The 25,079-nt window shown below is 65.6% G+C and carries 20 protein-coding genes; 7 read left to right on the forward strand and 13 right to left on the reverse strand.

Translation table 11 applies throughout. The features are described 5' to 3' along the window. Positions 1-14 precede the first annotated feature (14 nt). The 8 genes from trxA to ahcY form a co-directional block, all read right to left on the reverse strand. A complete protein-coding gene (trxA, locus tag U0S50_RS11640) occupies positions 15-335 on the reverse strand; it encodes a thioredoxin TrxA (protein WP_322308943.1) in 321 nt (106 codons plus the stop codon). A gap of 32 nt (positions 336-367) precedes the next feature. Then, on the reverse strand, positions 368-3,856 hold the full coding sequence (gene addA / locus U0S50_RS11645; RefSeq protein WP_322308944.1) for a double-strand break repair helicase AddA: 3,489 nt from the start codon (positions 3,854-3,856) through the stop codon (positions 368-370). Beyond that, positions 3,853-6,822 (reverse strand): double-strand break repair protein AddB, encoded by a 2,970-nt coding sequence (gene addB / locus U0S50_RS11650; RefSeq protein ID WP_322308945.1) that lies wholly within the window; start codon positions 6,820-6,822, stop codon positions 3,853-3,855. Before addB ends, addA begins: the two co-directional genes overlap by 4 nt. A gap of 124 nt (positions 6,823-6,946) precedes the next feature. Continuing rightward, positions 6,947-7,666, reverse strand: a complete 720-nt coding sequence (locus U0S50_RS11655) for a nucleotidyltransferase family protein (protein ID WP_322309002.1) — start codon at positions 7,664-7,666, stop codon at positions 6,947-6,949. Positions 7,667-7,674: 8 nt separating this feature from the next. Beyond that, complete coding sequence (locus tag U0S50_RS11660) at positions 7,675-8,664, reverse strand: aminoglycoside phosphotransferase family protein (RefSeq protein ID WP_322308946.1); 990 nt, start codon at positions 8,662-8,664, stop codon at positions 7,675-7,677. Continuing rightward, a complete protein-coding gene (tsaE, locus tag U0S50_RS11665) occupies positions 8,649-9,098 on the reverse strand; it encodes a tRNA (adenosine(37)-N6)-threonylcarbamoyltransferase complex ATPase subunit type 1 TsaE (protein WP_322308947.1) in 450 nt (149 codons plus the stop codon). The genes U0S50_RS11660 and tsaE overlap by 16 nt, the downstream gene beginning before the upstream one ends. A 60-nt stretch (positions 9,099-9,158) precedes the next feature. Next, positions 9,159-11,522, reverse strand: a complete 2,364-nt coding sequence (locus tag U0S50_RS11670; RefSeq protein ID WP_322308948.1) for a PAS-domain containing protein — start codon at positions 11,520-11,522, stop codon at positions 9,159-9,161. 174 nt (positions 11,523-11,696) lie between these two features. Beyond that, positions 11,697-13,106 carry an adenosylhomocysteinase gene (gene ahcY / locus U0S50_RS11675; RefSeq protein ID WP_322308949.1) on the reverse strand — a complete coding sequence of 470 codons (1,410 nt, stop codon included), beginning with the start codon at positions 13,104-13,106 and terminating at the stop codon, positions 11,697-11,699. A gap of 371 nt (positions 13,107-13,477) precedes the next feature. On the opposite strand from ahcY, the gene U0S50_RS11680 reads away from it, so the two are divergent. From U0S50_RS11680 to U0S50_RS11690, 3 genes are all read left to right on the forward strand, one after another. Beyond that, on the forward strand, positions 13,478-14,359 hold the full coding sequence (locus tag U0S50_RS11680; RefSeq protein WP_322308950.1) for an amidohydrolase family protein: 882 nt from the start codon (positions 13,478-13,480) through the stop codon (positions 14,357-14,359). Positions 14,360-14,437: 78 nt separating this feature from the next. After that, positions 14,438-14,920 (forward strand): IS5 family transposase, encoded by a 483-nt coding sequence (locus tag U0S50_RS11685; protein ID WP_322308951.1) that lies wholly within the window; start codon positions 14,438-14,440, stop codon positions 14,918-14,920. A 706-nt stretch (positions 14,921-15,626) separates the two neighbouring features. After that, positions 15,627-16,025: a hypothetical protein gene (locus U0S50_RS11690; RefSeq protein WP_322308952.1), complete on the forward strand. Its 399-nt coding sequence runs from the start codon at positions 15,627-15,629 to the stop codon at positions 16,023-16,025. A 23-nt stretch (positions 16,026-16,048) separates the two neighbouring features. Here the strand turns inward: U0S50_RS11690 and U0S50_RS11695 are convergent, their stop codons facing one another. Next, positions 16,049-16,612, reverse strand: coding sequence for a YqgE/AlgH family protein (locus U0S50_RS11695; protein ID WP_322309003.1), 564 nt, complete (start codon positions 16,610-16,612; stop codon positions 16,049-16,051). Between the two features lie 203 nt (positions 16,613-16,815). Here U0S50_RS11695 and U0S50_RS11700 point away from each other — a divergent pair, with 203 nt between their 5' ends. Both U0S50_RS11700 and U0S50_RS11705 read left to right on the forward strand, forming a co-directional pair. Further along, the gene (locus U0S50_RS11700; RefSeq protein ID WP_322308953.1) at positions 16,816-17,298 is read left to right on the forward strand and encodes a peroxiredoxin; all 483 of its coding nucleotides are present in this window, start codon (positions 16,816-16,818) and stop codon (positions 17,296-17,298) included. Positions 17,299-17,372: 74 nt separating this feature from the next. Further along, on the forward strand, positions 17,373-18,857 hold the full coding sequence (locus U0S50_RS11705; protein WP_322308954.1) for an AMP nucleosidase: 1,485 nt from the start codon (positions 17,373-17,375) through the stop codon (positions 18,855-18,857). Positions 18,858-18,888: 31 nt separating this feature from the next. Here U0S50_RS11705 and U0S50_RS11710 read toward each other — a convergent pair whose 3' ends face one another. The 4 genes from U0S50_RS11710 to U0S50_RS11725 form a co-directional block, all read right to left on the reverse strand. After that, positions 18,889-19,707 (reverse strand): hypothetical protein, encoded by an 819-nt coding sequence (locus U0S50_RS11710; protein ID WP_322308955.1) that lies wholly within the window; start codon positions 19,705-19,707, stop codon positions 18,889-18,891. 207 nt (positions 19,708-19,914) lie between these two features. Next, positions 19,915-21,759 (reverse strand): M2 family metallopeptidase, encoded by a 1,845-nt coding sequence (locus U0S50_RS11715; RefSeq protein ID WP_322308956.1) that lies wholly within the window; start codon positions 21,757-21,759, stop codon positions 19,915-19,917. A gap of 75 nt (positions 21,760-21,834) precedes the next feature. Next, a complete protein-coding gene (locus U0S50_RS11720) occupies positions 21,835-22,593 on the reverse strand; it encodes an alpha/beta fold hydrolase (RefSeq protein ID WP_322308957.1) in 759 nt (252 codons plus the stop codon). A 134-nt stretch (positions 22,594-22,727) separates the two neighbouring features. Beyond that, positions 22,728-23,375, reverse strand: a complete 648-nt coding sequence (locus U0S50_RS11725; protein ID WP_322308958.1) for a 2-hydroxychromene-2-carboxylate isomerase — start codon at positions 23,373-23,375, stop codon at positions 22,728-22,730. Between the two features lie 130 nt (positions 23,376-23,505). Between U0S50_RS11725 and U0S50_RS11730 the strand changes: the two genes are divergently transcribed. Together U0S50_RS11730 and U0S50_RS11735 are read left to right on the forward strand one after the other, a co-directional pair. Further along, on the forward strand, positions 23,506-23,946 hold the full coding sequence (locus U0S50_RS11730; RefSeq protein ID WP_322308959.1) for a MarR family transcriptional regulator: 441 nt from the start codon (positions 23,506-23,508) through the stop codon (positions 23,944-23,946). Continuing rightward, positions 23,946-25,064, forward strand: a complete 1,119-nt coding sequence (locus U0S50_RS11735; protein WP_322308960.1) for an HlyD family secretion protein — start codon at positions 23,946-23,948, stop codon at positions 25,062-25,064. Before U0S50_RS11730 ends, U0S50_RS11735 begins: the two co-directional genes overlap by 1 nt. Positions 25,065-25,079 lie beyond the last annotated feature (15 nt).

Raw genomic sequence — 25,079 nt, forward strand, 5'->3', positions numbered from 1 at the left:
GGCGAACGCCGGATTTACAGCGCGTTTTCGAGCCAGCCCTTCAGCGCGCTCTTCGGCGCCGCACCAACCTTGGTGTCGGCGATCTCGCCATTTTTGAACAGGATCATCGTCGGGATGCCGCGCACGCCATATTTGCTCGGCGCGTCGGGATGATCGTCGATGTTGAGCTTGGCGATCACCACCTTGCCGGCAAGCTCGTCCGAAATTTCCTCGAGCGACGGGCCGATCATCTTGCACGGGCCGCACCATTCGGCCCAGAAATCGACGAGCACGGGGGTCTCGCTGTCGAGAACGTCGGCCTGAAAGCTGGCGTCGGTGATTGCCTTGGTACCCATGATACAACTCCTGAAAACTGGTTGCTTCCAAGCTAGGGGGTCGGGGCGCCCGGCTCAAGGGGCTCGGACGGCAAATTCGCCTTGGACATGGGCAAGCCCGGCTTGTGCGGCGCCAGATCGGCGTCGTCCAGCATGATCAGCCGCGGTCCCGCCGTATAGAGCAGACCCGCCGCGATGCGCCGCCCGGGAAAGATCACCGCCAGCGCGTCGCGATACGCCGCCATCTGGCGCAGATAGGCGGGCGCCACCGCCGCCGCGCCCTCCGGAACATGGCGTCCGGTCTTGTAATCGATCACCGTCACCGCATCGTCGGCGACGAGCAGCCGATCGACGATTCCGGCGACCACCGCGCCGCCATCGACCACCGCCGACAAGGGTACTTCGCCCAGGCTGCCGGGGCCGAACAGCGCCGCATGGGCGGGGTCGCCCAGCACCGCCAGCACCTCGTCGACCATCGCGCCGCGCGCCGCCTCGGCGATCGTCGGCGCCTGGACGGCCAGCCAGCGCATCGCCGCACCGCGCCGCTGCGCCGCGGTGACGGGCGGCAAGCGTTCGAACAGCGCATGGAGCAGCCGGCCGCGCGCCACCGCATCGGCGCGCGCGCCGCCCTGCGGCGGCAAGGCGACATCATCCTCGCCCAGCGCCGATGGCGCAAGCGGGCGCGGCGGACGCGCTTCTTCGGGTGCCGGCGTATGGGCCCAGCGCGGCACGACCAGCGGCGGCGGCGCGGTCTTTGCCGCTTTTTCCTTCTTCGCCCATTTGCCCGCATTGCGGCGGAGCAAGCGGCGCTGGCCCCAGTGCGGTCCGGCCGCCTCCCATTCGGCGCCCATGTCCGACAATACCGTCTCGACCGCGTGGTGCCAGCTTGCCTCGGGCACGCTGCGGTCGGCCTTTTTGGTGACGCCCGCGACCACCAATATTTCCTCCGCGCGGGTCATCGCGACATAGAAAAGCCGCCAATGTTCCTCCGACGCGGCATCGGCCGCCGCCTGATAGGCGCGGGCCAGGGCGCCATGGCGCTCGTCGGCAGGCAGCGCAAAGACCGGCAATTTCTCCCACCCCGCGACATCGACCGCAAAGGGGCGATGCCCCGTCGCAGCATCGTCGGTCGCGTCGGCAAGGATGACGATCGGCGCCTGCAACCCCTTTGACCCGTGGACGGTCATCACGCGCACGACGTCGCTGCGCGCTTCGGTCTGGCGCTTGATGTCGGCGGCGCTGCCCTCGACGCTGGCAAGGAAGCCGAGCAAAGACACGGTTTCGCGCTGTTCAAAGGCCAGCGCCTGGTTGAGCAGCTCGTCGATCGGATCGCGCGCCTCGCGCCCCAGCCGCGCATAAAGCTTGCGCCGCCCGTCGATCGGCCCCGACAGGATGGTTTCGAGAAAGCGGAACGGCGTCGTGAAATCGGCCATGCCGAGCAGTTGCCGCAGCGCCGCCATCGTGCCCGCGGGGACATCGCCTTCGGTGCCGCGCAGATATTCCCATATCGCGGCGCGCCCGCGCCGATGGGTGCGGGCATAAAGATCGTCCTGGGCCCAGCCGATCAGCGGCGAAACGAGCAGCGCCGCCAGGTTGAGGTCGTCGAGCGGCTGCACCGCAAAGCGCATCGCGGCGATCAGGTCCTGCACCCCCAGCGGCTGGGTCAGCGCAAAACGGTCGACCCCGGCGACGGGAACGTGCAGCGCCTGAAGCCGCGCGACGATCCGCGCCGCAAGGTCGCGGCGCCGCCGCACCAGGATCATGACATCGCCCGGCGCGACCGGCCGCCCGTCCTTGCCATGGGCGATCCAGCCCTGCACCTCGTCGGCGATCGCGCGGGCGAGACGCATGCTTGCCGGGTCCGACGCGGGCGCCGAAGCGTCACCGCCGCTTTCCTCCTCGCCCGCATCCTCTTCGGCGGCGCCCAGCGCCTTGCCGACCGGCAAGGCTTGCCACAGCTCGACCTGACCGGCGTGGGCTTCGCGAAAGGGCATATGCCGGGGTTCGTCGCCGTCGAGGCCCATCAGCGCCGCGCCGCCCGCCGCAAGCCAGGCATCGGCGAGCGCCAGCACCGCCGGGGTCGAACGATAGTTGGAAACCAGGTTGACCGCACGGAACGGCTGCCCGGCCCGCTCGCCCAGCCCCTCGAACAACGCGCGCGCCGCCGCGAAAGCCCGGGGGTCGGTGCCCTGAAAACCAAAGATCGCCTGTTTGCGGTCGCCGACGGTGAACAGCGTCCGGACCCGTTCGGCATCGTCCGGGCCGACCGCGAAAAATTCCTCGGCCAGCGACAGGACGATACCCCATTGCCGCATGTTCGTGTCCTGCGCCTCGTCGACCAATATATGGTCGGTGCGCTGGTCGAGCTTGAAACGCACCCAATCGCCAAAGCGGCTGATGCGCAGCAGCGTCCCGGCGAGGGTGATCAGATCGTCGAAATCGGCGAGCCCCTGCTCGCGCTTCGCCAGCGCATAGCTTTCGGCAAAGCGGCTGCCCAATGTCCAGGCCGCGGCAAGATCGTCGGCGACGCGCATCGCGGTTGCGGTGCCGGTGAGCGCCTGTGCCGCCGCGACAATCCGCACCGCGCTGTCGGCGCAATCGGTCATCCGCCCCTTGTCGCCCGAAAAATCGGCGCGCAGATCGCCCTTGGCGGTCAGGAAACAGCCGAGCAGCTCATCGAGCATCGCCGCGCGCGCCGCGGCGTCCGCGACGAGCCAGCCGACCATCACGTCGGAACAGGCGAGCCCGGTCTTGGTCCCCCAATTGGCGCCGCTCGTCGCCACCGCCTTGATATCGGCCTCGGCAATCGCCCCCGCGCCGACTTCTTCGGCCAGCCATGTTTCGGGATCGCCAGTGGGCAGGCCAAAGGCTTCGCGCAGGTCGCGGCGCCGGGGCGGCAACGCCGCCGCCGGTCCGCCAAAGACCGGCGCACAGCTCGACAGGAACGCCAGCGCCGCTTCGGGGCCCAATCGCCGCGACAGCATCGCAGCGGCGCCGCGAAGCGCCTCTCCATCCCCCTCCTTCGAAGCGGAAGGGTCGAGAAGGCCCGCCAGCACCTGTCGCTGCAACGCGGCCGCCTCATCCTCCTCGATCGCGCGAAAGCCGGGGAGAAGCTTCGCCTCGAGCGGAAAGCTGGCAAGCAGGGTCTGGCAGAAACTGTGGATCGTCTGGACGCGAATCGCCCCGCCGGGACTGTCGATCACCGTCGCGAACAGCGCGCGGGCACGGGCCATCAGTCCCGGACGCTGCCAGTCGAGCCCCAGCGCGTGCAGGTCGAGCCGCAGGTCGCCGTCGTCCATCCGGACCCACGCCGCGAGCCGTTCGTGGATGCGGTGCGCCATTTCGGCGGCCCCCGCCTTGGTAAAGGTGATGCAAAGGATCGCGTCGGGCGCAACGCCATCGAGCATCAGGCGCAGCACGCGCGCCGAAAGCACCTGCGTCTTGCCGGTCCCCGCCGATGCGCCGAGCCAGACATGGCTTGCGGGGTCGGCGGCGGCGCCCTGCCGCGGATCGAGTGTCGCGAGACCGCCGGGCCCGGTCATGCCTCGCCCTCCCCGCGTCCGAACCATTCGTCACGGCGCGCGAGCTGGTCATAATCGCCGCGGCCCGCCGCTTCGCCGGGCGCAAAGGGCGCGTCGCCGAACAGGTAAAGCGCGGCCAGTTCGGCCAGCGCGTCGGCGGCATGATCGACCGCCTCCTCGGCATTTTTCAGCCCGCTGCGCGCGCCATAGCTGTTCGAAATCCGGCCTGCGCCGCCGGCACGCCGGTCGGGACGCAGGCTCCAATATTCGAGGCTGGAAACCGTGGCCGCCTCCACGCCCGCCACGCCGCCGCGTTCGGCGAGCAGGCCGAGCAGCCCAAGCTGGTTGTCGAGCTTGTCGAACGCCGCCTTGGCGCTCGGCGCGCCGCCCGACTTGTAATCGACGATGGCCAGGCTGCCGTCCGCCAGCCGGTCGATCCGGTCGGCCTTGCCGTGAAGGGTGATGCCGTCGATCACCGCCTCGCCGCGCATTTCGACGCCGATCGGTTGGCGCGCATCCGCCTCCCACAGCTGCGCCGCCGCCCAGCGCAGCGCGGGCTCGACGCGCGGCAGCCAAAAGGCGCGCGCGATGGCATCGAGCGCGGGGTCGCGGTGCAGCGCCGCGAGTTCGCTTTCGAACCCTTCGCGGCTGGCGCCCCCGCGCACCCAATCTTCGAACAATTTATGGATGCGGGTGCCGCGCCAGCGCGGATCGGGCGCCGCGCTCAGCGGGTCGAGCGGCGACAGGCCCAGTATCTGATTGGCATAATAGGCAAAAGGATCGCGCGCGAGGCGATCGACCCCGGTGACGCTGATCTTGCGCGGACGCTCGGCGGCGGGCGGGCGCGGCGCCGGACGCGGCGCCGGTTCGGCATCGCCGGGCGGCACGTCGATTTCGGCGGCCAGCCGGGTCAGCGGCACCCCGCCGGGCGCGGGTTCGGGCAGGTCCCCGGCGAGCGCCGCGAGCCGCAGCCAAAAGCGCGAGGCGACCGCCGGATCGCCGCCGCTGCGCCGGGCGCGCGTCACCACGATCTCGCTCGCGCCAAGCGCGCCCGCAAAATCATGCGCCGCCATCCCCTGCTGCCGTTCCGGCGCGGGCAGCCCCAGCAGGCGTCGGATGCCCGGCGCCAGCCAGGGGTCGGGCTGGGTCGCGGCGGGCCAGCGCCCCTCGTCGAGCCCGCCCAAAATCATCAGGCCGGCGCGCTGCAACCGCGCCTCCAGCAGCCCCCAGATGAACAGGCGCGGGTGCCCGCCATAGGGGGGGCGGACGCTCGCCTGCGCCAGCAACTGCCCCAGCATCGCCGGGAAATCGGCGGGATCGACGAGCGCGGGACCGTCGCCGCGCGCCAGCGCCCATTGGTCGAAAAGCTCGGCCAGCGCCCGTCCGGCGGGCCCTGCCCATACCGCCTCGCCGGTCAGCCATTCGAGCGCCGCCTGCAACGCGCCGAGCAACTCGGCGGGCGGGGTCGGCCCCGATGCGAAGGGCGCGAGCGCGGCGGCAAGCGCATCCGACAATTCGGCCCACCAGGGGGAAAGCTCGACCGCCAACCCATGCCCGCGTGCCTTGGGGTCGGCGGCGCGCGCCGCAAGGCGCTTGCTCACCCCGGCCCAGCCGGGTTCGAGCCCCGGTTCGCGCAGCGTCAGGTCGAGCCGCCGCAACTGGTCGAGCCAGGCCGTCCGCACCGCGCCCTTGCGAACCAGCGGATGGCCGAGCAGCGCCATCAGCGCGACAGGATCGAAAGCGGCGGCGAGGTCGGCGAGCAGCAACAGCAGCGCCCCCGGCGGGGTGCGCGACAGCGGCTGGCCCGCGCTGTCGTCGACCGCGATGTCCCAGCGCGCGAGCGCCGCGGCGACGCGCTCGGCGAGCGCACGGTCGGGCGTCACCAGCGCGGCGGTGCGTCCCGGCGTCTCGATCGCCTCGCGCATCAACAGCGCGATCCCCTGCGCCTCCTGTCCGTCGTCGGCAAAGGTCGCACCGCGAATGCCCGCCGTCGCCGCCGACAAATCGCCCGCCGCCTGCCACTGCGCGCTGTAATCGGCGGGCGCGAACAGCAGCGAGGCAAAGGGGGTGCGGGCGGCCGGACCGTCAAAGGGCGACGTGCCCTCCCATTCGGCCACCTCTTCGCGGCGCACGCCCATGCGATCGAGCAGCAATTTCAGATGATATTGCGGGTGCGTCTCCAGCGGCCGCACCGGTGCGTCGGGTTCGGGGCCGGTCGGCCCCAGCGCCGTCCATTGCTCGGCCGCCATCTCGCGGTCGAGCCCGGGCAGCACGACCATGCCACGCTCCATATCGGCGACCGCGCGCAACAGCCGTGCGATCGCCGGCGCCGCGGTGGTGATGCCCGCTGCGACGGTGAAGCGCGCGGGCGGCGCGGCGCGCCATCCGGCCGTCACCCGGTCGAGCAGCCGGTTGCGCCGCGCGGCGCGGTCGATGCCGCCGGCCCCCGCCAGCACCCCCGGCCAATGATCGACGAGCAGCCGCAACCGCCCGAGCGATGCCTGCCAATGTTCGGCAAAGGCACCAAGGTCGAGGTCGGTCAGCGCCGCGACGCGCACCTCCTCATAATGAAGCTGGTCGATCACCCGCGCGAGCCCCTCGGCGAGTTGAAAGGCTGCGGCGCCGCGAATCGGCGTCTCGTCGGCGGGCGTGTGCGCCTCGATCAGCGCCGCCAGCAACAGGCGGCGGCGCAGCGGATCGATCGCGGGCGGGATCGGATCCTCATCGATCGCGTCGAGCGCCAGCGCGACATTTTCGTCAAGGTCGGCATCGCCGATCACCGCGAGCCGGGGCATCAGCAGCCCCGCCCCCCCGGCACGCACGAACGCCGCCTGCACCGCGCTGCGGGCGCGATTGCTCGGCAACAGGATCAGCCCCTCGGCCAGCCCCAGCACGCCGTCGGCATGACGCGCGATCAGCCCGGCGGCGAGCGCGTCGGCAAAGGCCCGGTGGACCGGAATGGAAAAGAGGGTCGGATGGCTGGGCATGGGCGGCGTCATGGCGATCACAGCGAAGCAATCCACGGCGGTTTATGCAACGCCCGATTGCGCCGCGGCATCTATCCCGCGCGCCCGCAAGGCCGAAAGGAGGCTCGCCAGGACGAAAAGCGGATCAAAGCTCGCCGAGCGCGGCTTCGGTGGGCGCGATGCTCGCCGGGGTGCCGACATCGAACCATTGGCCCAGGTGCGACAGGCCGTACAGCCGCCCCGCCGCAATCGCGCGGTCCCACAATATATTGGTCGAAAACGGCCCCTCCGGCGCGCCGTCGAGCAGCCGCGGCGCGATCAGCTGCACCCCGGTATAGACGAAGGGCGCGATGCGTCCGGGCTTGCGCCGCGACAATTTGCCCATCGGGTCCATGTGAAAATCGCCGAGCCCGCGATGCCCGGTCGCGCTCGCCTGGCGGATCACCAGAAGCAGCGCATCCATGCGGTCGCCGTCCCAGTGGCGCGCAAGGTTCAGGATGCTGTCCTGCGGACCGTCGGTCCAGATATTGTCGCTGTTGACGATCAGGATCGGATCGCCGCGCAGCAGCGGCGCCGCCCTGACCATGCCGCCGCCGGTTTCGAGCAGTTGATCGCGTTCGTCCGAAACGACGATATCGAACGCGCGCTTCTGCGCCGCGAGATGCGCCTCCAGCGCGTCGGCAAGATAATGGACATTGACCACGACATGGCCGATGCCCGCCGCCTCGATACGGTCGAGGCTGTGGTCGATCAGCGGCTTGCCCGCCACGCGCACCAGCGGCTTGGGCCGCGTCGCGGTGAGCGGCCGCATCCGCTTGCCGATCCCGGCCGCCATCACCATCGCGCTGTCGATCTTCACGCCCATATCCCTGGTCACTGCCACGCCGCCGCTCTTTTTTCCGGCGGCACATTGGCGTCGAACCATTGCCGAACGGGGACAAGCGCCGGATGCGCGAGGTCGCGTTCGAGCAACCCCCACATGCGCGGCTGAAATTTGCGATATCCGTCCTTGCCGTCCCGCTTCCACAGCCGGACGAACACGCCCAGGATGCGCGTATTGCGCTGCGCCGCCAGCACCCAATAGGCGGTACGGAAAGCCTCGTTCGCCCCGGTCTTTTCGATATAGCGGTCGAGCATCGCGGCCTCGACCGCCGGGCTGACGTCGCGCCGCGCATCCTCGAGCACCGAGGCAAGGTCATAGGCGGGGTGGCCGATCAGCGCGTCCTGAAAATCGAGCAGGCCGTAATGCGCGATCCCGTCGCGTTCCGGCACCAGCATGATGTTTTCGGCATGATAATCGCGCAGCACGGTGACGGGCGGAAAGCCGTCGGCGGAAACCGGCGCCAGCACCTGTTCCCATGCCGCGAAAAAGCCATCGCGATCGACGTCCAGTTCCAGCGTGGGACAGTACCAGTCGCTGAACAGCGACACCTCGCCCAGCCATTGTTCCAGCGCGTGGACGCGCAAACCGGGCATCGCCGGTTGCCGGTGCAGATGGATCAACAGGTCGGTCACGCCGGCATAGTGGCGCGCCTCGGTATCGGGCGCCGCATCGGCGGTTTCGCGCAGCCGCGCATCGCCGAAATCCTCGATCAACAGCATCCCGCGCTCCAGGTCGCGGGCAAGGATCGCGGGCGCCGTCAGCCCGTGCGCGCGCAGCCATTCGGCCACCGCGACAAAGGGACGCGGGTCTTCGTGCGGCGGCGGCGCATCCATCAGCACCGCCTGCCGTCCGGTGCCGATCACGCGGAAATAGCGACGAAAGGAAGCGTCCCCGGCAAGCGGAAGGATCTGGGCATCGCCCCAGCCATGCGCGGCAAGGAAAGCGGGCGCATGGGCGGGCGGAATCATCGGAGCGGCCATCGCGCCTCCCAAGCGGGCGGCACCTGCGCTGTCAAGACACGCCGCGCGCCATTGCCGGTGATCGACAGCCATAATGCGTCGGGCCACCCCGCCGCACCCAGCCTTTCGGGCCATTCGATCAGCAGCGCGCCGTCAAAAAGATAATCGTCGAGCCCCAGTTCGACCAGATCGCCGGGATCCTCGATCCGGTACAGGTCGACATGCGCGATCGCCATGTCGACCTCGGGCGGCGCATAGGGCTGGACGATCGCAAAGGTCGGGCTGGGCGCTTCGCCCGCAAGTCCCCGCGCCTTCAGCATCGCGCGGGCCAGCGTCGTCTTGCCCGCCCCCAGGTCGCCCGAAAGCGCCACGACATCGCCCGGCGCCAGCACGGCACCGATCGCCGCGCCGATCCGTTCGGCATCGGCCAGACGATAATCGCGGCTAAATTCCATGAACGACGCCGCCTCTGTCCGCGCGCGCCGAAAACGCCGGATGCCGCGAAAAAACGGCCATCACGCCCCGCGCGGCAGGCTGATCCGCGCGAGCGTCCCCTGTCCCTTTTCGCTGAGCACCTCCATCGTCCCGCCATGGGCGGCGACAAGCTGCCGGGCGAGGGCCAGGCCGATGCCGCCGGTCGCGGTCCCGGCCTGCTGCCCCTGCGTCACCGCCAGGACGGCGTCGGGAAGCCCCGGGCCATTGTCGGACACGATGATGTCGACCCCCTTGGCATCGCCATGGGCGTGGAGCAGCACGCGCCCGCCTGAACGCCGCACCGGCGCGGTAAAGCGAATCGCATTGTCGAGCAGCCCGGCGACCAGCCGCCCCAGCCGCGCCGCGTCGCCCTCGATGCTTCCCAACCCGTCGGCGATATTGCCGACCAGTTCGACCTTCTCGCCATCGGCAAAGGGCCGCGCATCGGCCAGCGCGCCATCCAGCAACGCGCGAACATCGACGGGGGCCCGTTCGATCGCCAGCGTCCCTGCCTCGCCCTGTGCCAGGTCCAGCACATTGTCGATCTGGCGCCCCAGCACCCCGACCGATTCCATGATCGCGTCGATATAATTCTGCTGCTGATCGCTGAGCTTGCCCGCATAGCCCGCCTGCAGCATCTCGCCATAGCCGCCGATCGAGGTCAGCGGGGTTCTGAGTTCATAGCTCATGCGCGACAGAAAGGCGGTCTTGACCTTGTCCGCGGCTTCCAGCGCCTCGTTGCGTTCCCTCAGCGCGCTTTCCATCCGGCGGCTGTCGGTGACATCGAGCATGATGAGCAGCGCATTGCCGTCGGGCAGCGGGATCGAGGCGAAATCGAAATGGCGCCCATCGGCAAAACGGATCTGGCCCGCGCGCTGGGTACGCTCCAGCGTCGCGGCACGGATCACCTCCTGCACGATGCTGATCTGGTTCGGCTTCGCCAGCCGGTCGGCCAGCCCGTTCATCAGGGCGTCGACGCGCGGATGCGCCGCCAGCGTCGGTTCATCGACGCTCCACAGGCGCCGGAAACGCTGGTTCCACAAATGCAGGCGGCCGTCGGGCGCGAACACCGCGACCGCTTCGAACAGATTGTCGAAGGTCGCGGTGCGCACGCGCAGCAACGTGTCGCGCGCGCCCGCCAGCTGGACCTGCTCGGTGCGGTCCTCGGCGATCAGCAACAGGCCGCCGTCGGGGGTCGGCTGCGCGACGACGCGCAAATGCGTCCCGTCACGCAGCAACCAATCCTCCTCGCTCGCCGTGGCGCGCGCGAACCAGTCGACATGCGCCTGCCGCCATTCGGGATAGTCGCGCACCTCGGGCGTCCGCCCCGCTTCGCGCCATGTGTCGAGCAAGCGGGCAAAGGGCACCGCTTCCACGACCTGATCGGGGTCGAGCATGAACAGGCGGCGAAACGGCTGGTTGGCGAACACCAGCCCCTGGTCGGGGCCGAACTGGGCAACGGCGGCCGACAGGCGATCGAGCAGTTCGCGCTGCGCCTCGGCAAAGCGGCGATGGGCGCCGCGCTCGCTTTCCAGTTCCTGGACGTCGATCGCATAGCCCGCGATGCCGATCGTCCGTCCGCCGACCGGCGCCAGCGGCACGTTGACGACGCGCATGATGCGGCGTTCGCCTTCGATCGTCACCGGAATCGTTCGCGTCTGGGCGCTTCCTGCCTGACGCGCCTCATCGGCGGCTTCGGCGGCGCTGACCCCGGCGATCGGCTCGCACAATTCGATGCCGCCTTCGATCACCGCCGCCGCGCCGGCCGCCTCGACCGCGCGCACATAGGCGATATTGACCAGCGCCAGGCGCAGGTCGGTGTCGCGGAACCACATGGGAAAGGGCGCCGCCTCGATCAGTCCCGACAGCGCCTCGAAAGCCGCCATCGCCTCCTCGCGGTCGCGGCGCGCTTCGGCCAGGGCCTGCTGGCCATCGGTGGCATCGCTCAGCCACAACAGCACGCTGCCCGGTCCGCCGACCGCGGCGGGCGCCGCGCCGCCGTGAATGACGATGGTGCGATTGCCGCCCTGCGGCTTCAGGCTCAGCGTAAAGGCTTTGGCGCCGCGTTGCGCGCCGACGATCGCCTGGCGCAGCGCGTCGTGCCCGGCGGCGTCGAGACCGCAATCGATCCCGCGCAATTCATCAAAGCTGCGGACGCCCTTTTCGATCCCCAGCCAGCGGCCAAGCCGGTCGCTGGCCTCGATCCGCCAGTCGCCGCGCACGATTACCGGCAGTTGCGGCGACGCTTCGATCAGGCTTGCCAGCCGCTCGCCCTGTCCGGCGACGAACGCCGACCGGCGCTGCATCGCCACGCCGCGTCCGACCGCCCATAATCCGGCGATCAGCCACAGCGCAGCAAACAGGCCCAGCGCAAAGACCAGGGTCGGGGAAAGCGATCCGCTCATCCCGCGTCAAATTCCAGTTGTTCGGACACCTGCCCTGCCTGCATGACCGAACGCCCTACCGGCGATACGGACAGGTTTCAATCGCATGTCGTCGCCGGTCGCCGCGCCCCGCCTTCCGGTGGGCGCGCGGCGGCAAAGGCGGCGCCCGGAACCGTCCGGGGCCGCCCGCCTCGATCAATAGCGATAATGGTCGGGCTTGAACGGGCCTTCGACCGGCACGCCGATGTAATCGGCCTGTTTCTGCGTCAGCGTCGACAGCTGGACGCCCAGCTTTTCAAGGTGCAGCGCCGCGACCTTTTCGTCGAGATGCTTGGGCAGGACATAGACGTCATTCTTATATTCGTCGGCCTTGGTATAAAGCTCGATCTGCGCCAGCGTCTGGTTGGTGAAGCTCGACGACATGACGAAGCTCGGGTGGCCGGTGGCGCAGCCCAAGTTCACCAGGCGCCCCTTGGCGAGGATGATGATTTCCTTGCCGTCGGGGAATTTGACGAGGTCGGTGCCCGGCTTCACCTCGGTCCACTCATAATTGGCGAGCGCCGCGATCTGGATCTCGCTGTCGAAATGGCCGATGTTGCACACGATCGCCATCGGCTTCATCGCGGCCATATGCTCGGCGGTGATGACGTCGGCGTTGCCGGTCGCGGTGCAGAAAATGTCCGCGCGCTTCACCGCTTCGTCCATCGTGACGACTTCATAGCCTTCCATCGCCGCCTGCAGGGCGCAGATCGGGTCGATTTCGGTGACCAGCACGCGCGCGCCGCCGTTGCGCAGGCTTGCCGCCGACCCCTTGCCGACATCGCCGAAACCGGCGACGCAGGCGACCTTGCCCGCCAGCATCACGTCGGTGGCGCGGCGGATCGCGTCGACCAGGCTTTCCTTGCAGCCATAAAGATTGTCGAACTTCGACTTGGTCACGCTGTCGTTCACATTGATCGCGGGGAAGGGCAGCTTGCCCTCCTTGGCGATCTGATACAGGCGGTGGACGCCGGTGGTGGTTTCTTCCGAAACGCCCTTGATGGCGCGCACGCTCTTGGTCAGATAGCCGGGCTTGGCCGCCAGAAACGCCTTCAGCGCGCGGACGAATTCGACTTCTTCGGCGTTGGTCGGCTCGAACAGTTCCTCGCCCGCCTCGACGCGCGCGCCCCACAACGCGAACATGGTGGCGTCGCCGCCGTCGTCCAGGATCATGTTCGCGGTCTGGTCGTCGCCCCAGTCAAAGATGCGGCCGACATAGTCCCAATATTCGGCCAGGCTTTCGCCCTTTACCGCAAAGACCGGAATATTCTGCGCGGCGATCGCGGCGGCGGCATGGTCCTGGGTCGAATAGATGTTGCACGTCGCCCAGCGCACCTCGGCGCCGAGCGCGACCAGCGTTTCGATCAGCACCGCGGTCTGGATCGTCATGTGCAGCGAACCCGTGATGCGCGCGCCCTTCAACGGCTGCGCGGCGCCATATTCGGCGCGCAGGGCCATCAGGCCGGGCATTTCGGTTTCGGCGATGGCGATTTCCTTGCGCCCGAAATCGGCAAGGCTGATGTCGGCGATCACATAATCGCGGGCGTCGGCGGCGAGAGTGGCCAAGGGTCTGTCTCCTGTAGGGCAATATCGGCCGCAGGCGAGCGGCCCCGAAATTGGCAAGCAATTATCTTGCGCGCTTTAACCGAAGCCGCCCCCGCGATCAAATATAAACTTTTCTTTATATCGCCCGGAAACACCCACCGACCGCACGCCCCGCCCCAGCCGCACCGACGGCATGGCGATGTGGCACGCCTCGAATATCTGCGGGGGCCCAGCCCGTTCCATGCGATAGGTATCACGCCACATGGCGTCACCAATCAGCCCGCCGTGCTCAGATGTCCGGGCGGTCCATCAAGCCACCAACCGATCGATAGATTGCGATTTTCGGGAACCGACAATAGGAGAGGCCACCAGAAAATGCTTCGGGATTCGACATGACCAAGGCCCTTGTTTTGTTCCTGGCCGCTGGCCTGTTACCGGCTGCCGCCAGCGCGCGGGAGGCTGCTTTCGACACGCATGTTCATCTGCATCGGGACGACACGTCGCTTCGCAAATATCAGGCACAGCTTGCCGCTGCGGGGATCGAGCTCTCGGGATTTGCGGCAATGTGGTTCGGCGGCCCGAACCAGGCGAAAGCGGGCGATCCCGACGCAATTCGCGCTGGAAATGACGGGATTATTGCGCTGGCCCGCAAACATCCCGGCATGATTCCTGTCGCCACCGTCCATCCTTATGATGGTGACGCCGCGCTGGACGAACTCGCCCGGGTTGCGGCGGGCGGGGTGCGGATCCTGAAAATTCATCCGCACACGCAGCAATTCGACGCCTCCGACCCGCGCGTTGCCGCGCTTGCGCGGCGCGCCGGCGAACTGGACATGATTGTCCTGCTGGACAATGCAAATATTCTGCCGGGCGACAGCGAGAAGCTGTTCAATCTTGCGGTCGGCAATCCGAAAACCAGGTTCATCATGGCGCATATGGGAGCCATGAACTTCAGGTTCTGGAATATTCTCAAAGCGGCGCGCGACGCCGAAGATTCGAGCGGCGACAATATCCGGGTGGGAGACAATATCTTCTTCGACCTGTCGGTGACGGTCACGTTGGCCGCGGGATCGCCGGTCGCGGACGAGTTCGTCTGGACGCTTCGCAACGTCGGGATCGATCAGGTGTTGCTGGGGTCAGACTATCCGCAATATTCACTCGCGGCCAACATCGCAGCGCTTGATCGCCTGCCCCTCACGGCCACCGAAAAGCAAAAAATTCTCCGCGACAATGCCGCGCGCCTGTTCGGCAAGCCGGGCCCGCAGCGGAATTAGGTTTCGTGGACAATGCTTGACTGAGTAACTCGCGGTTGATGCAAGGCTGCTTTTGGGGGGCGGGATTGCACCGCTGACATGATCGACAGCACAGTCGTCCGGGCGCACCATTCTGTGGCCGGCATAAAAAAGGGGGCCCAGCAAACCGAGCCGCTTGGCAGATCGCACGGCGGCTTCACAACCAAGCTCCATGCCCGATGCGATGCGAAAGGCCGTCCGCTCGGCTTCGTGCTGACGCCGGGACAGGCGCAAGATGTGCAGGGCTTCGGCCCGCTGTTCCGGATGATCGCGGGTCGGGTCCATGCGCCCCTCGCCGATCGCGGCGATGACACCGACGCCATCCGCGCCGGGATCGCCATCGCCGGAACCCAGGCCGCAATCCCGGCGCAGAAGGGGCGGCGCACACCGGCCCTGCACGATCGGCGGAAATATCGCCGGCGCAACCCGATCGAGCGGCTGTTCTACAGTCTCAAGAACTGGCGCCGCGTCGCCACCCGTTGCGGCAAAAGCAAGGGCTCATGCCTCGGCTTCGTCAGCCTCGCCCCAGCTTTGCTCTGGTGATGGCCACTGGCTACAAATCCGTCGATTCGAGGTCGGAAACCATTGGTCCAATGACGATTTCTCAAGCCCGATCCGATCCAGGAAATCCGCTTGGAACCAGGGTCTTTGCCCTTGGCAATCGGGCAGGAAAGTGCCCGATCACAACGGCCCGAACAGGAAGCGGCTGCGCGCGCACCACATGCGCCACCTGACGGCCCGCAACGCTCCCGCCGCGCTCCAGCACGCCCGCCACCCATGGCAGCCAGCACCATGGCGCGCGCATCGCGCAGACGGACTCGGCGCGACGGCCTAGCCGCGCTCCGCCCTGCCCGGCAGCACCGCGCCAGACACAGCTCCAACGGCACGTTCCCAGCGGCAGGCACCCGGCGGCGCACGCCCGGCGGCCCACGCCCGGCGGCGCGCTCCCGGCGGCAGGCAACGCCCCGCCATGTGGTCCGTGCCCATCGCACACGAATCACCCGCCAACCGCACGCCCGGCGGCCCAGAAAAATTTTCGGCGAAGAGCCGGCGCCGCGATTGTGACAAACCGCACCGTCGATTTGTGACAATTGGCGACGCCCACCAAGATTCTGAAATCTATAATTTATGGCAATCCTTGCGATCAGCATAATCATCAAATGTGACAATAATATTACAAACCTCGGGAAACATTGACTTTTTTGCCACCCCGGACGAGAATGGCAGAAAATAACCGGGAGAAACAAAAATGCCAAAACCCCTGCTGCCGCTTATCGCTGTCGCGCTTACGGCCCCCGCCACCGCACAGTCGATCGTCGTCGTCACCGCGCCACCAGCCGACACGATGATCTTGCCGGTAGCCTATTCGGAGCTCGCTGCTGGAGAAAACCAGGCCGCGATCGACAAACTGACCGGCGAGAGCCGTGTCGATGCGCGTGACCCATCGCGACTCATCAATTTGGGTACGGCTTACGCCAGACTAGGCCGTGCTACAGACGCTCGCAATGCCTACCTAGCCGCTGAATCAAGCCCGATCCGCTACGACCTCGAACTCGCCGACGGACGCTATATGGACTCGCGCTGGGCCGCGCGCACAGCGCTCGCCAACCTTTCGGCAGGCCGTCCGCAACTCGCTCTGGCGCGCTAAACCTGAGGTTGAATACGCCTCTATCAGGCTTCACCGCCCTCGGTTGTGAGCAAGCTGGCATCAACGCCCGCTTCCGCGAACGCCGCTTGCCAACGCTTGGCAGGCGGCGTTTCAAATAATAGCGCGTCGCTGCCTGGGGTCACATGCCAGCCGTGGCGCACCAACTCCCCTTCCAGCTGACCACCCGACCAGCCGGCATAGCCCAAGGCCACCAGCCATTTAGACGGCCCGCGCCCTTCGGCTATGGCGCGCAATATGTCGTGTGAGCTCGACACCATCCAGCGATCAGCGATTTGCGCCGCGTCCTGCCCACCCCAATCGCGACTGTGCAGCACAAAACCGCGCGACTGCTCAACCGGCCCGCCCAGAAACACCGGAACGTCGAGCGGATCGTCATGCGCGATATCGAGTTGGTCCAGCATCGCGCCGACAGTCATGCCATCGATCGGATCGGCGACCCCAATCCCCATCGCGCCCTCTTCATCATGGCTGATCATTGCGATCACCGAATGTTCAAAACGGGGATCGCCAATCCCAGGCAGCGCGAGCAGCAATTGGCCAGTGAACCAGGTCGGATCGGTCTCCATTGCCATATCATGAACCCGCACGGGCACCGGGTCCAGCGCAATCACTCCCTCGTCCGCCTGCAGTCCGAACTGACCAAAAAGCATAGCAAACAATCGTGGCCGAGTTGATGACCGGCTTTTCGTGGGGCGCACCGCTTGACTCGGGACCGCTGCGCTCCAATCTCTGCGCCTTCAAGAATTCCCCTCAACGAAAGGATGCCGACATGACAATCAAGACCGGAGATGCACTGCCAGAAGCCAAGCTGGTCAAAGTGACCGAAGGCGGCCCAGAGCAGGTCAGCACCGCTGACTATTTCAAGGGCCGTAGGGTCGCGCTGTTTTCGGTGCCTGGCGCCTTCACCCCGACCTGTTCGGCAAAGCATCTGCCGGGCTTTGTCGACAAGGCGAACGAACTGAAGGCCAAGGGCGTCGACGAAATCGTCTGCACCGCGGTCAATGACGCCTTTGTCATGGGCGCCTGGGGCAAAAGCGCCAATGCAGGCGATAATGTGACCATGCTGGCCGACGGCAACGGCGCCTTTGCGGAGGCCGTCGGACTGACGATGGACGGCACAGCCTTTGGCATGGGCAAGCGCGGTCAGCGCTTCTCGATGATCATCAACGACGGCGTCGTCGAGCAGCTCAATGTCGAAGCACCCGGCGAGTTCAAAGTGTCGAGCGCCGATCACATGCTTGAGCAGCTGTAAACAGGACAAAGGGGACGAGATCACAGAATTTCGTCCCCTTTTCTTTCGTCATAATTTCGTGCAAGAACGCCGTGATGACATTCTCATCGCAAAACCCCGAGATCGCCGATCCCACCGCTCGCGTCGAAGAGGTGATTGCCGAGCTGCAAAGCCGGTTTCGCGCATCGGTCGCGGCCTTGAAAACAGCCATTGGCGCCTATGTCCGAGACGGCACGCTGCCGCCCGCCGACGCCGCCGCGACGGGCCTGTTCGATTATCCAGCGCTGCGCCTCGTCACTAGCGGGCAGCGGCGCGAGGGACAGGGGGGGCATAATCTTGCCTTCGGTCGCTTTGAACGTGCCGGCGAATTCGTCACCACCGTTACTCGCCCCGACCTGTTCGCCGATTATCTGCGTGAACAGCTGAACCTGCTCGTGCGTCATTACGACGTCAGCCTGTCGGTGACGCGTACTGGACAGCAGATTCCCTTTCCCTATGTCCTGGATGCTAGCGACGGATCGGACATGGGCAGGGTGACACCGCTCGAACTGGCGCGCCATTTCCCGACCACCGAGCTGGCCGACATTGGCGACGAGTTGGCCGATGGCCTGTTCGGCACCGACCCCTCGGCGCCGCAGCCGCTGGCGCTGTTCGACGCACTACGCACCGATTTCAGCCTTGCCCGGCTGCGTCACTACACCGGCACGGCTCCCGAACATTTTCAGCGCTATATACTGTTCACCAACTATCACCGCTATGTTGACGAATTCGTTGCCTGGGCGGGATCGCAGGTCGGCCAAGGTCGCTACACCGCGCTCGCGGGGGCCGCCGGCCTCTATGTCGACCAGCCCGGGATCAACGCCAGCGCCCTTGTCGCAGACAGCGCATGGCGGCGACACCAGATGCCCGCCTATCACCTGATTGCCCCCGATGGCGGCGGCATCACCCTCGTCAACATCGGGGTTGGCCCCTCGAACGCCAAGACGATCTGCGATCATCTGGCGGTGCTACGACCCGAGGCGTGGCTGATGATCGGCCATTGCGGCGGCCTGCGCCCAAGCCAGCGGATCGGCGATTATGTGCTCGCCCACGCCTATCTACGCGACGACCATATCCTCGACGGCGTGCTGCCTCCCGAAATTCCCATCCCGCCGATTGCCGAGGTGCAACAAGCACTGGCGAGCGCCGCCGAAGCGGTGTCGGGAACCAGCGGCGCGGACCTGAAAAAACGGATGCGTACCGGCACTGTCGTCACCACCGACGACCGCAACTGGGAATTGCGCTACACCGACAGCGCGCTGCGCTTTTCGCAATCGCGCGCAATCGGGATCGACATGGAAAGCGCGACGATCGCAGCTCAGGGCTATCGCTTCCGCGTCCCATATGGAACGCTATTATGCGTCAGCGACAAGCCGCTGCACGGCGAACTGAAATTGCCTGGCCAGGCGAACCGCTTCTACGAAGAAGCGATCGCCGCACATCTTCAGATCGGCATCCGTGCCTGCGAAGCATTGCGCGACGAGGGCGCAAAGCTCCACAGCCGCAAGCTGCGTGCGTTCAACGAGCCACCGTTCCGCTGATCTGTTTCACCGACCCGTCCGCCCGGCCACGCTATTTGACCGGCCGACAGTCCTTGAGCCAGACGGTGGAGAAACCTTGCTCGTAGCGGTCGAAGGTGCCGGTCAGTTCGACATGCTTGTCCGGTTTCAGCCCAAGTGCATAGGCGCTGTTTCCTGACGCCAGCTGGCAGGTCACGCCCAGGCTGGCAGACCGGCCGGGAACAATGTCCGTCAGCACATTCGAAACCAGCTTGAATTCAATCCAGTAGCGTCCATCGCGCCCGCCCACATAAGCGACGGGACCGTATAGGGTGAAGCTCTTGTTCTTATAGCGTTCTGCAATAACCGCGCTGTTCTTCGCCGCCTGGCCGGAAACATCCTGTGAAAAGCGCAGCACGCTCATACGGATTGGCGCCCCTACAGCCGTTTCAGCCTTCATCCCCCGCGCGGCGAGCGCTTCGCCTGCCTTCCCGCCCTTGAGCTGGGTCAGGATGCCGCACATCTCGGCCTTGGCCGCCGCATCGGGCACCGACATCGTGGGACGCAGCTTGGCTTCCATGCGGACACTGCCAGCAGAATCAACGGCAATCTCGATCGGAAACGGACGCGCCTTTCCCGTCTGCGGCTGCTCGATCAGCATGGTCCCGCTTTCGGGTTCGGCCGCGATCACGTCATATCCCTTCGCAGCGACAATGCCCTTGAGCTGCCCGACCCCACTCGCGGGGCTCATGCCGGGCACCGATGTGGTCGCAATGAAACGTAATCCGGTGACGGCATTGCCCTTTTTGACAAAGCCGTCTTCGCAGGGCGCGGCATGGGCGGCTACGGCGCCGAAGCTAAGGCAACCGAGGGTCAGGGTGAGGCGAAGCACGGTCTTCCTTTTCGAACAGGGAAAGAGGCCCGATCATAAGGCGCGGTGCATCTCGCCAAGCCAGCGAAAAAATGTACTAGGTCACATCCCTGACCATCCCCGCCAAACCAGCCTAACGCACGTAACCGAAGTCAATGGGCAATCGACAGAAAGGGAGGTCGGGCGGGGACACCGCCCTCCGCCCTTCGACCCATAGCAGCGGGCCGATCACCAGCCCTGGGGCTTGCCTTCATTCTGCTTGTCGAGCCACGCCTTGAGCGGTGCGAAATATTCGGCCATCGCTTTGCCCGACATGTCTCGATTGCCGGTAAAGGCCTCAAGCGCGTCAGGCCAGGGTTTCGACGACCCCATTTCCAGCATCGCGTTCAGCTTTTCGCCGACCTCCTTGTTCCCGTAAAAGGAACAGCGGTGGAGTGGTCCGGTCCAACCCGCCTGTTTGCACGCCGCATCATAAAATTGGAATTGCAGAATCCGCGCCAGAAAATAGCGGGTGTAAGGCGTGTTTCCCGGGATATGGAATTTGGCCCCGGGATCAAATGCATCGTCAGGGCGTTCTGTCGGGGGCACGATCCCCTGATACTGCAGACGCAGTTGGGTCCATGCACGATTATAAGCGGCAGGCTTGATCGTTCCGTCGAACACCCCCCAGCGCCAGCGATCGACGAGGAGCCCAAAGGGCAAGAAGGCGACCTTATCCATCGCCTGACGCAGCAGCAGGCCGATATCCTTGTCCGCGCTAGGCACCTTGGCCTTGTCGAGCAGATCGATGTCGACCAGATATTGCGGCGTGATCGACAGCGCGACGAAATCGCCGATCGCTTCGTGGAAACCGTCGTTTGCGCCATTGAGATAGAGAAAGGGCTGGTCCTTATAGGCGCGCTGATAATAATTATGCCCGAGTTCGTGGTGGATGGTGACGAAATCGTCCGCATTCACCTTAATGCACATCTTGATGCGAATATCGTCCTTATTGTCGATATCCCATGCCGAGGCGTGGCAGACGACCTCACGGTCAGCGGGCTTGGTAAACTGGCTACGTTTCCAGAAGCTGTCGGGCAGGGGCTCAAAACCGAGCGAGGAATAGAAATTCTCTCCAGCCTTGACCATCTCGGCAGGCCCTTTTCCTTCTGCCTTCAACAGGTCGCCAATATCGTAACCAAGATCGCCGGACCCGGCAGGGGCGACTAGAGGATAGATGTTGCCCCACTCCTGCGCCCACATGTTCCCAAGCAGATCCGCACGGATCGGTCCGGTCTTGGGCTGTACCGCGTCGCCATATTTCTCGTTCAGTTTCCAGCGAACATAGGTGTGAAGCGCCATGTATAGCGGCTTGACCTCCTGCCACAGCCGCTCGGTCGTCTTCGCAAAATCCTCGGGCGACATATCATAACCCGAACGCCACATCGCCCCGACATTGGCAAAGCCCAGTTCCTTTGCACCATCATTGGCGATGCTGACCAGCTTTGCATAATCGGCACCCATCGGTTTTCCGACATTGTCGTGCCAGCTCGTCCACATCTCTGCCAGTTCGGCCGGGCTGCGGTCGAGATTGCCCATTTCCGCCTCGATATCCGAACCCGAGATTTCCTTACCGTTCAGCGTACCCCGGCCCTTGCCATATTGCGACTGGAGGTCGGTGGCGATCTGGTTGAGTTCGGTCGCAGCCCCCGCAGTCGTCGGGGCCGGCAGAACGAGACCGGTGCGTAGAATATCAAGCTTGCGCCGGGTATCGGCGCTGAGCCCAGGCACATCCATATACTTGGCGGCCTCAAGGGCATATTTGACCGACTTTTCGGTCCCGACGGCGTTGATCCTAGCGGCCATGGCGTCGGTATCTTCAGTGATGTAGGTCGCGTTAACCCAGTTCACCTGGCTCGCCTCCACCGAATAGTCGAAGAGATCCTTTTCGACCCCGGCAATGAAGGCGTCAGCATCGGCGGCCGTCGGGGCCGCTTGCTTGGCAGCGGCCGGCTTCTGCTTTTCGGCCGCAACAGCGGGCCCGGAAATTGCAAGCGACACGGCAAGCGACAGGCTGGAAATCATGGCTTTCATGGGGTGCGTCCTCTGATGTGATTGTCGCCGTTATTCGGCGCTGTGATCACAGATTGGCCGCGACGGCGGGAGGGGTCAAGCCGACAGAAAGGCCGCGATCGCTTCACCTAGTGCAGCTTCGGTAACGCTCGACATATGAGTGCCCGGAATCGTGGCAAGCTGCGCATCGGCCAAGGCCGCAACCAGTTCGGATGCCGACCCATTGTCCTGATCCTGCTCTCCGCACACCACCAACGTTGGCATCGTCACCGCAGCCAATGCGTCCGGCGGCGTGTCGGTAAAGCTGTCGAGCAAATGCCCAGCGGCGATCCGGTCGATCTTCATCGTCTTCATGAACTGGATCGACAGCCAGGTGTCGTCGCCGCGACGGGCGCTTTCATATTCGGCGATCACGCGCTTGAAAAACTGCCCGCGCTTCTGCCATCCGGCGAGCCCCGCCAGCCCCATTCCTCCGAGGATGAGGCGCCGCGGACGCATTCCAGCAACCACCGCACGCACGCTGGTCCGCGCACCGAGCGAAAAACCTCCAAGGTCGAAATCATCAAGGCCAAGATGCGCGACCAGATCCTGCAGATCGTGAACCAGCACGTCGGCAGGATAAAACTCCTCTTCGTGCGGCGCCTCACTCGCCCCATGAACCCGCAGGTCGGGCATGATCACACGATAGCCTTCCTGGGCTAAGCGTTCGGCGGTACCGAACTTGATCCAGTTGACCTGCGCGCTGGAGAAGAGCCCATGCAGGAGAAGCAGCGGCCGCGCCGCGACTTCCCCCGCTTCCCGCCACGCCAGCCGCACACCATCGCGCGCTTCGAAAAATTGGGGTTCGTTGCTCATCGTCGATCAGCCTTATGCGCGCCGGGGCTGCCGATGCAATCATCGATCGACATGAATCGGCTTTGCAGTGACGGCTCACCCGAACTCGCCTTCCCGACGGTTGACCAGTCCCGGCCAAGCAACGCTGAGCATTGTTACCGCGGCTTGAGCCCCTTTTGCTCCATGCGCCATTTCGCCATTTCGATGCGGTCCTGCCCAAAAAAGGGTTCGCCTTCGAATACCAGCGTGGGCACACCCCAATGGCCCGCGATTTCCAGCGCGACCTGATTGGCGGCGATTTCCTTATCCAGCGTCTCGGCCTCAGCCGCCGCCTCCGCATCGAGTTCGGCAAGATCGAGTCCGGCACGGCGCGCGGCGCCGGACAGATGCTCACCCAAATGCCAATCCTGTGCGCCGCCCCAGATAAGTTGGGCCACCTCGTCGCAAAAGGCCAAGCTCTTTCCCCGCCGTGATGCCGCCTGCCCCAGCCGGGTCAGACGATAAATATAGGGCTGCTCCGCCGAGATCTCGCGCGTCGCGATATTCTGCACGATCGGATCGGGACGCGGTGGGCCGAAGGGGATACCGTGAAACTGGGCAACGCGCACCATGTCGCGCATCGTGTAGCTGAGCCAGTTGGGGTGGTTGCGTTCGAAAAAATCGGGTTGGCGAATGGCCAGCGGATAGATCGGCCGCAGATTGATCGACAGATGGTGGCTGGCCGCAAGCGCCCTGTAGCGCCCGATCGCCAGATAACTGTATGGTGATCGGAAAGACCAGAAGAGATCGGCGGAAAGACTCATGACATCATCCTGCCGATAATCGCCCCCAAGGCAAGCACGACCACGACGGATAGCACCAAAATGGCAACGGATTTTCCTGCTGCGGCGCAGCATCTTGCCAATAATAGCAATTGCTATTATATTGAATGCTATGAGCGAAACGATCGGCTTCCTGTTAAACGACACGGCCCGGCTGTTCCGGCGCACCTTCAACGCCCGGATGAAGGACAGCGGGATCACCGCCCTGCAATGGCGGCTGATGATCTATTTGCGTCGCCACGCGGGCATCCGACAGGGGCCGCTGGCCGAGTTAATCGAGGTTGAGCCGATCACGCTGTCGCGGATGATCGACCGGCTAGCGGAGGCCGGGCTGGTGGAACGGCGCGCCGACCCGACCGATCGCCGGGCTTGGCTGCTCCACCTGACGCCGCGAGCGGGCTCGCTGCTTGAAGGGATTGCGCCGACCACCGACGCGCTTGTTGTCGAAGCCATGGAAGGTTTGAGCACCGCGGAGCGCGACCAGCTTGCCGGTTTGGTCGAACGGGTCCGCGCCAATCTGTCGCGCCGCATGTGCCAGAGAGAAAAAGTCTGATGGACCAACAATCACCCGCCCGCCCGCGCAACGCCGATGATCCCGCTCCGCCGCCCGCCGCGCCCCGCTCCGATCCCCCGCCGTCGGCATTAAACGAGGCGCCCGACAAGCCGGGATGGCACGCGCGGCTGTTAATGTTTGGCGTGCCGGCACTGCTCGTCACGGCGGGTGGCTGGTATTGGCTGACCAGCGGCGGGTCGGTGTCCACGGACAACGCCTATGTCCAGATGGACAAGGTGTCGGTCGCAGCCGAGGTCGGCGGACGGATCACCGAAGTCGCCGTACATGACGGCCAAGAGGTCGCGGCCGGACAGCTGCTGTTCCGCATAGACGGCGAGTCCTATCGGCTGTCTGTTGCGCAGGCGACCGCCGCAATCGACGCGGCCCAGGTTGAGCTTGGCAATCTGGCAGCCAGCGCGCGCACATCCGGCGTCGACATCGCCGCCGCCCGCGAAGATGTCGCCTTTGCCGAGGTAAATTTCGAGCGGCAGGCGGCACTGATGGAAAAGGGATTTACAACCAAGGCCGCCTATGACTCATCACGCCATGCGGTGACACAAGCACGCGAGCGCGTCCGCCAGGCCAAGGCAGTCGCCGCTGAAGCGCGTACCAAGCTCGCTGCCGGCCCCGCGAGCGGAGTGAACCCACAAATCGAAGCCGCGCGGGTTCAGCGCGCGCAGGCCGCTGTGAATCTGGGTCGTACGGAGGTACGCGCGCCGAGCGCCGGACGCATCGCCCAGTCCGATCGCCTACAGGTCGGCCAAATGATGGTTGCCGGCCTGCCTGCCGTCACATTGGTCGACACCGCACACCCATGGGTCGAGGCGAATTTCAAGGAAACCGATCTTGCCGACATGCGCGTCGGTCAGGCCGCCGATATCCGTTTCGACGCCTACCCCGGTCTGAAAATCCGAGGCCATGTGCTGACCATCGGCGCCGGGACTGGCAGCGAATTTTCGGTGCTGCCTGCCCAGAACGCCACCGGAAACTGGGTCAAAGTGACGCAGCGCGTCCCTGTCCGGATCGCCTTTGACGAAAAACCTGCCCGCGACATGATCGCCGGGCTGTCGGCCGATGTGACCGTTCACACGGCGGACGGGGCAACAAAAGCAAAATAGCACATGCGCCAGGCT

The organism is Sphingopyxis sp., from assembly GCF_034380315.1.
Classification (GTDB): Bacteria; Pseudomonadota; Alphaproteobacteria; order Sphingomonadales; family Sphingomonadaceae; genus Sphingopyxis.

Excerpts from the sequence above, each read along its gene's own strand:
- U0S50_RS11705 (WP_322308954.1), top strand. The coding sequence starts at position 17,373 with ATGACATTCTCATCGCAAAACCCCGAGATCGCCGATCCCACCGCTCGC.
- U0S50_RS11725 (WP_322308958.1), bottom strand. The coding sequence starts at position 23,375 with ATGAGTCTTTCCGCCGATCTCTTCTGGTCTTTCCGATCACCATACAGT.
- U0S50_RS11735 (WP_322308960.1), top strand. The coding sequence starts at position 23,946 with ATGGACCAACAATCACCCGCCCGCCCGCGCAACGCCGATGATCCCGCT.
- U0S50_RS11695 (WP_322309003.1), bottom strand. The coding sequence starts at position 16,612 with ATGGAGACCGATCCGACCTGGTTCACTGGCCAATTGCTGCTCGCGCTG.
- U0S50_RS11685 (WP_322308951.1), top strand. The coding sequence starts at position 14,438 with ATGATCGACAGCACAGTCGTCCGGGCGCACCATTCTGTGGCCGGCATA.
- addA (WP_322308944.1), bottom strand. The coding sequence starts at position 3,856 with ATGACCGGGCCCGGCGGTCTCGCGACACTCGATCCGCGGCAGGGCGCC.
- U0S50_RS11690 (WP_322308952.1), top strand. The coding sequence starts at position 15,627 with ATGCCAAAACCCCTGCTGCCGCTTATCGCTGTCGCGCTTACGGCCCCC.
- U0S50_RS11720 (WP_322308957.1), bottom strand. The coding sequence starts at position 22,593 with ATGAGCAACGAACCCCAATTTTTCGAAGCGCGCGATGGTGTGCGGCTG.
- tsaE (WP_322308947.1), bottom strand. The coding sequence starts at position 9,098 with ATGGAATTTAGCCGCGATTATCGTCTGGCCGATGCCGAACGGATCGGC.
- U0S50_RS11700 (WP_322308953.1), top strand. The coding sequence starts at position 16,816 with ATGACAATCAAGACCGGAGATGCACTGCCAGAAGCCAAGCTGGTCAAA.
- U0S50_RS11670 (WP_322308948.1), bottom strand. The coding sequence starts at position 11,522 with ATGAGCGGATCGCTTTCCCCGACCCTGGTCTTTGCGCTGGGCCTGTTT.
- U0S50_RS11655 (WP_322309002.1), bottom strand. The coding sequence starts at position 7,666 with ATGGGCGTGAAGATCGACAGCGCGATGGTGATGGCGGCCGGGATCGGC.
- trxA (WP_322308943.1), bottom strand. The coding sequence starts at position 335 with ATGGGTACCAAGGCAATCACCGACGCCAGCTTTCAGGCCGACGTTCTC.
- addB (WP_322308945.1), bottom strand. The coding sequence starts at position 6,822 with ATGCCCAGCCATCCGACCCTCTTTTCCATTCCGGTCCACCGGGCCTTT.
- U0S50_RS11660 (WP_322308946.1), bottom strand. The coding sequence starts at position 8,664 with ATGGCCGCTCCGATGATTCCGCCCGCCCATGCGCCCGCTTTCCTTGCC.
- U0S50_RS11715 (WP_322308956.1), bottom strand. The coding sequence starts at position 21,759 with ATGAAAGCCATGATTTCCAGCCTGTCGCTTGCCGTGTCGCTTGCAATT.
- U0S50_RS11730 (WP_322308959.1), top strand. The coding sequence starts at position 23,506 with ATGAGCGAAACGATCGGCTTCCTGTTAAACGACACGGCCCGGCTGTTC.
- U0S50_RS11680 (WP_322308950.1), top strand. The coding sequence starts at position 13,478 with ATGACCAAGGCCCTTGTTTTGTTCCTGGCCGCTGGCCTGTTACCGGCT.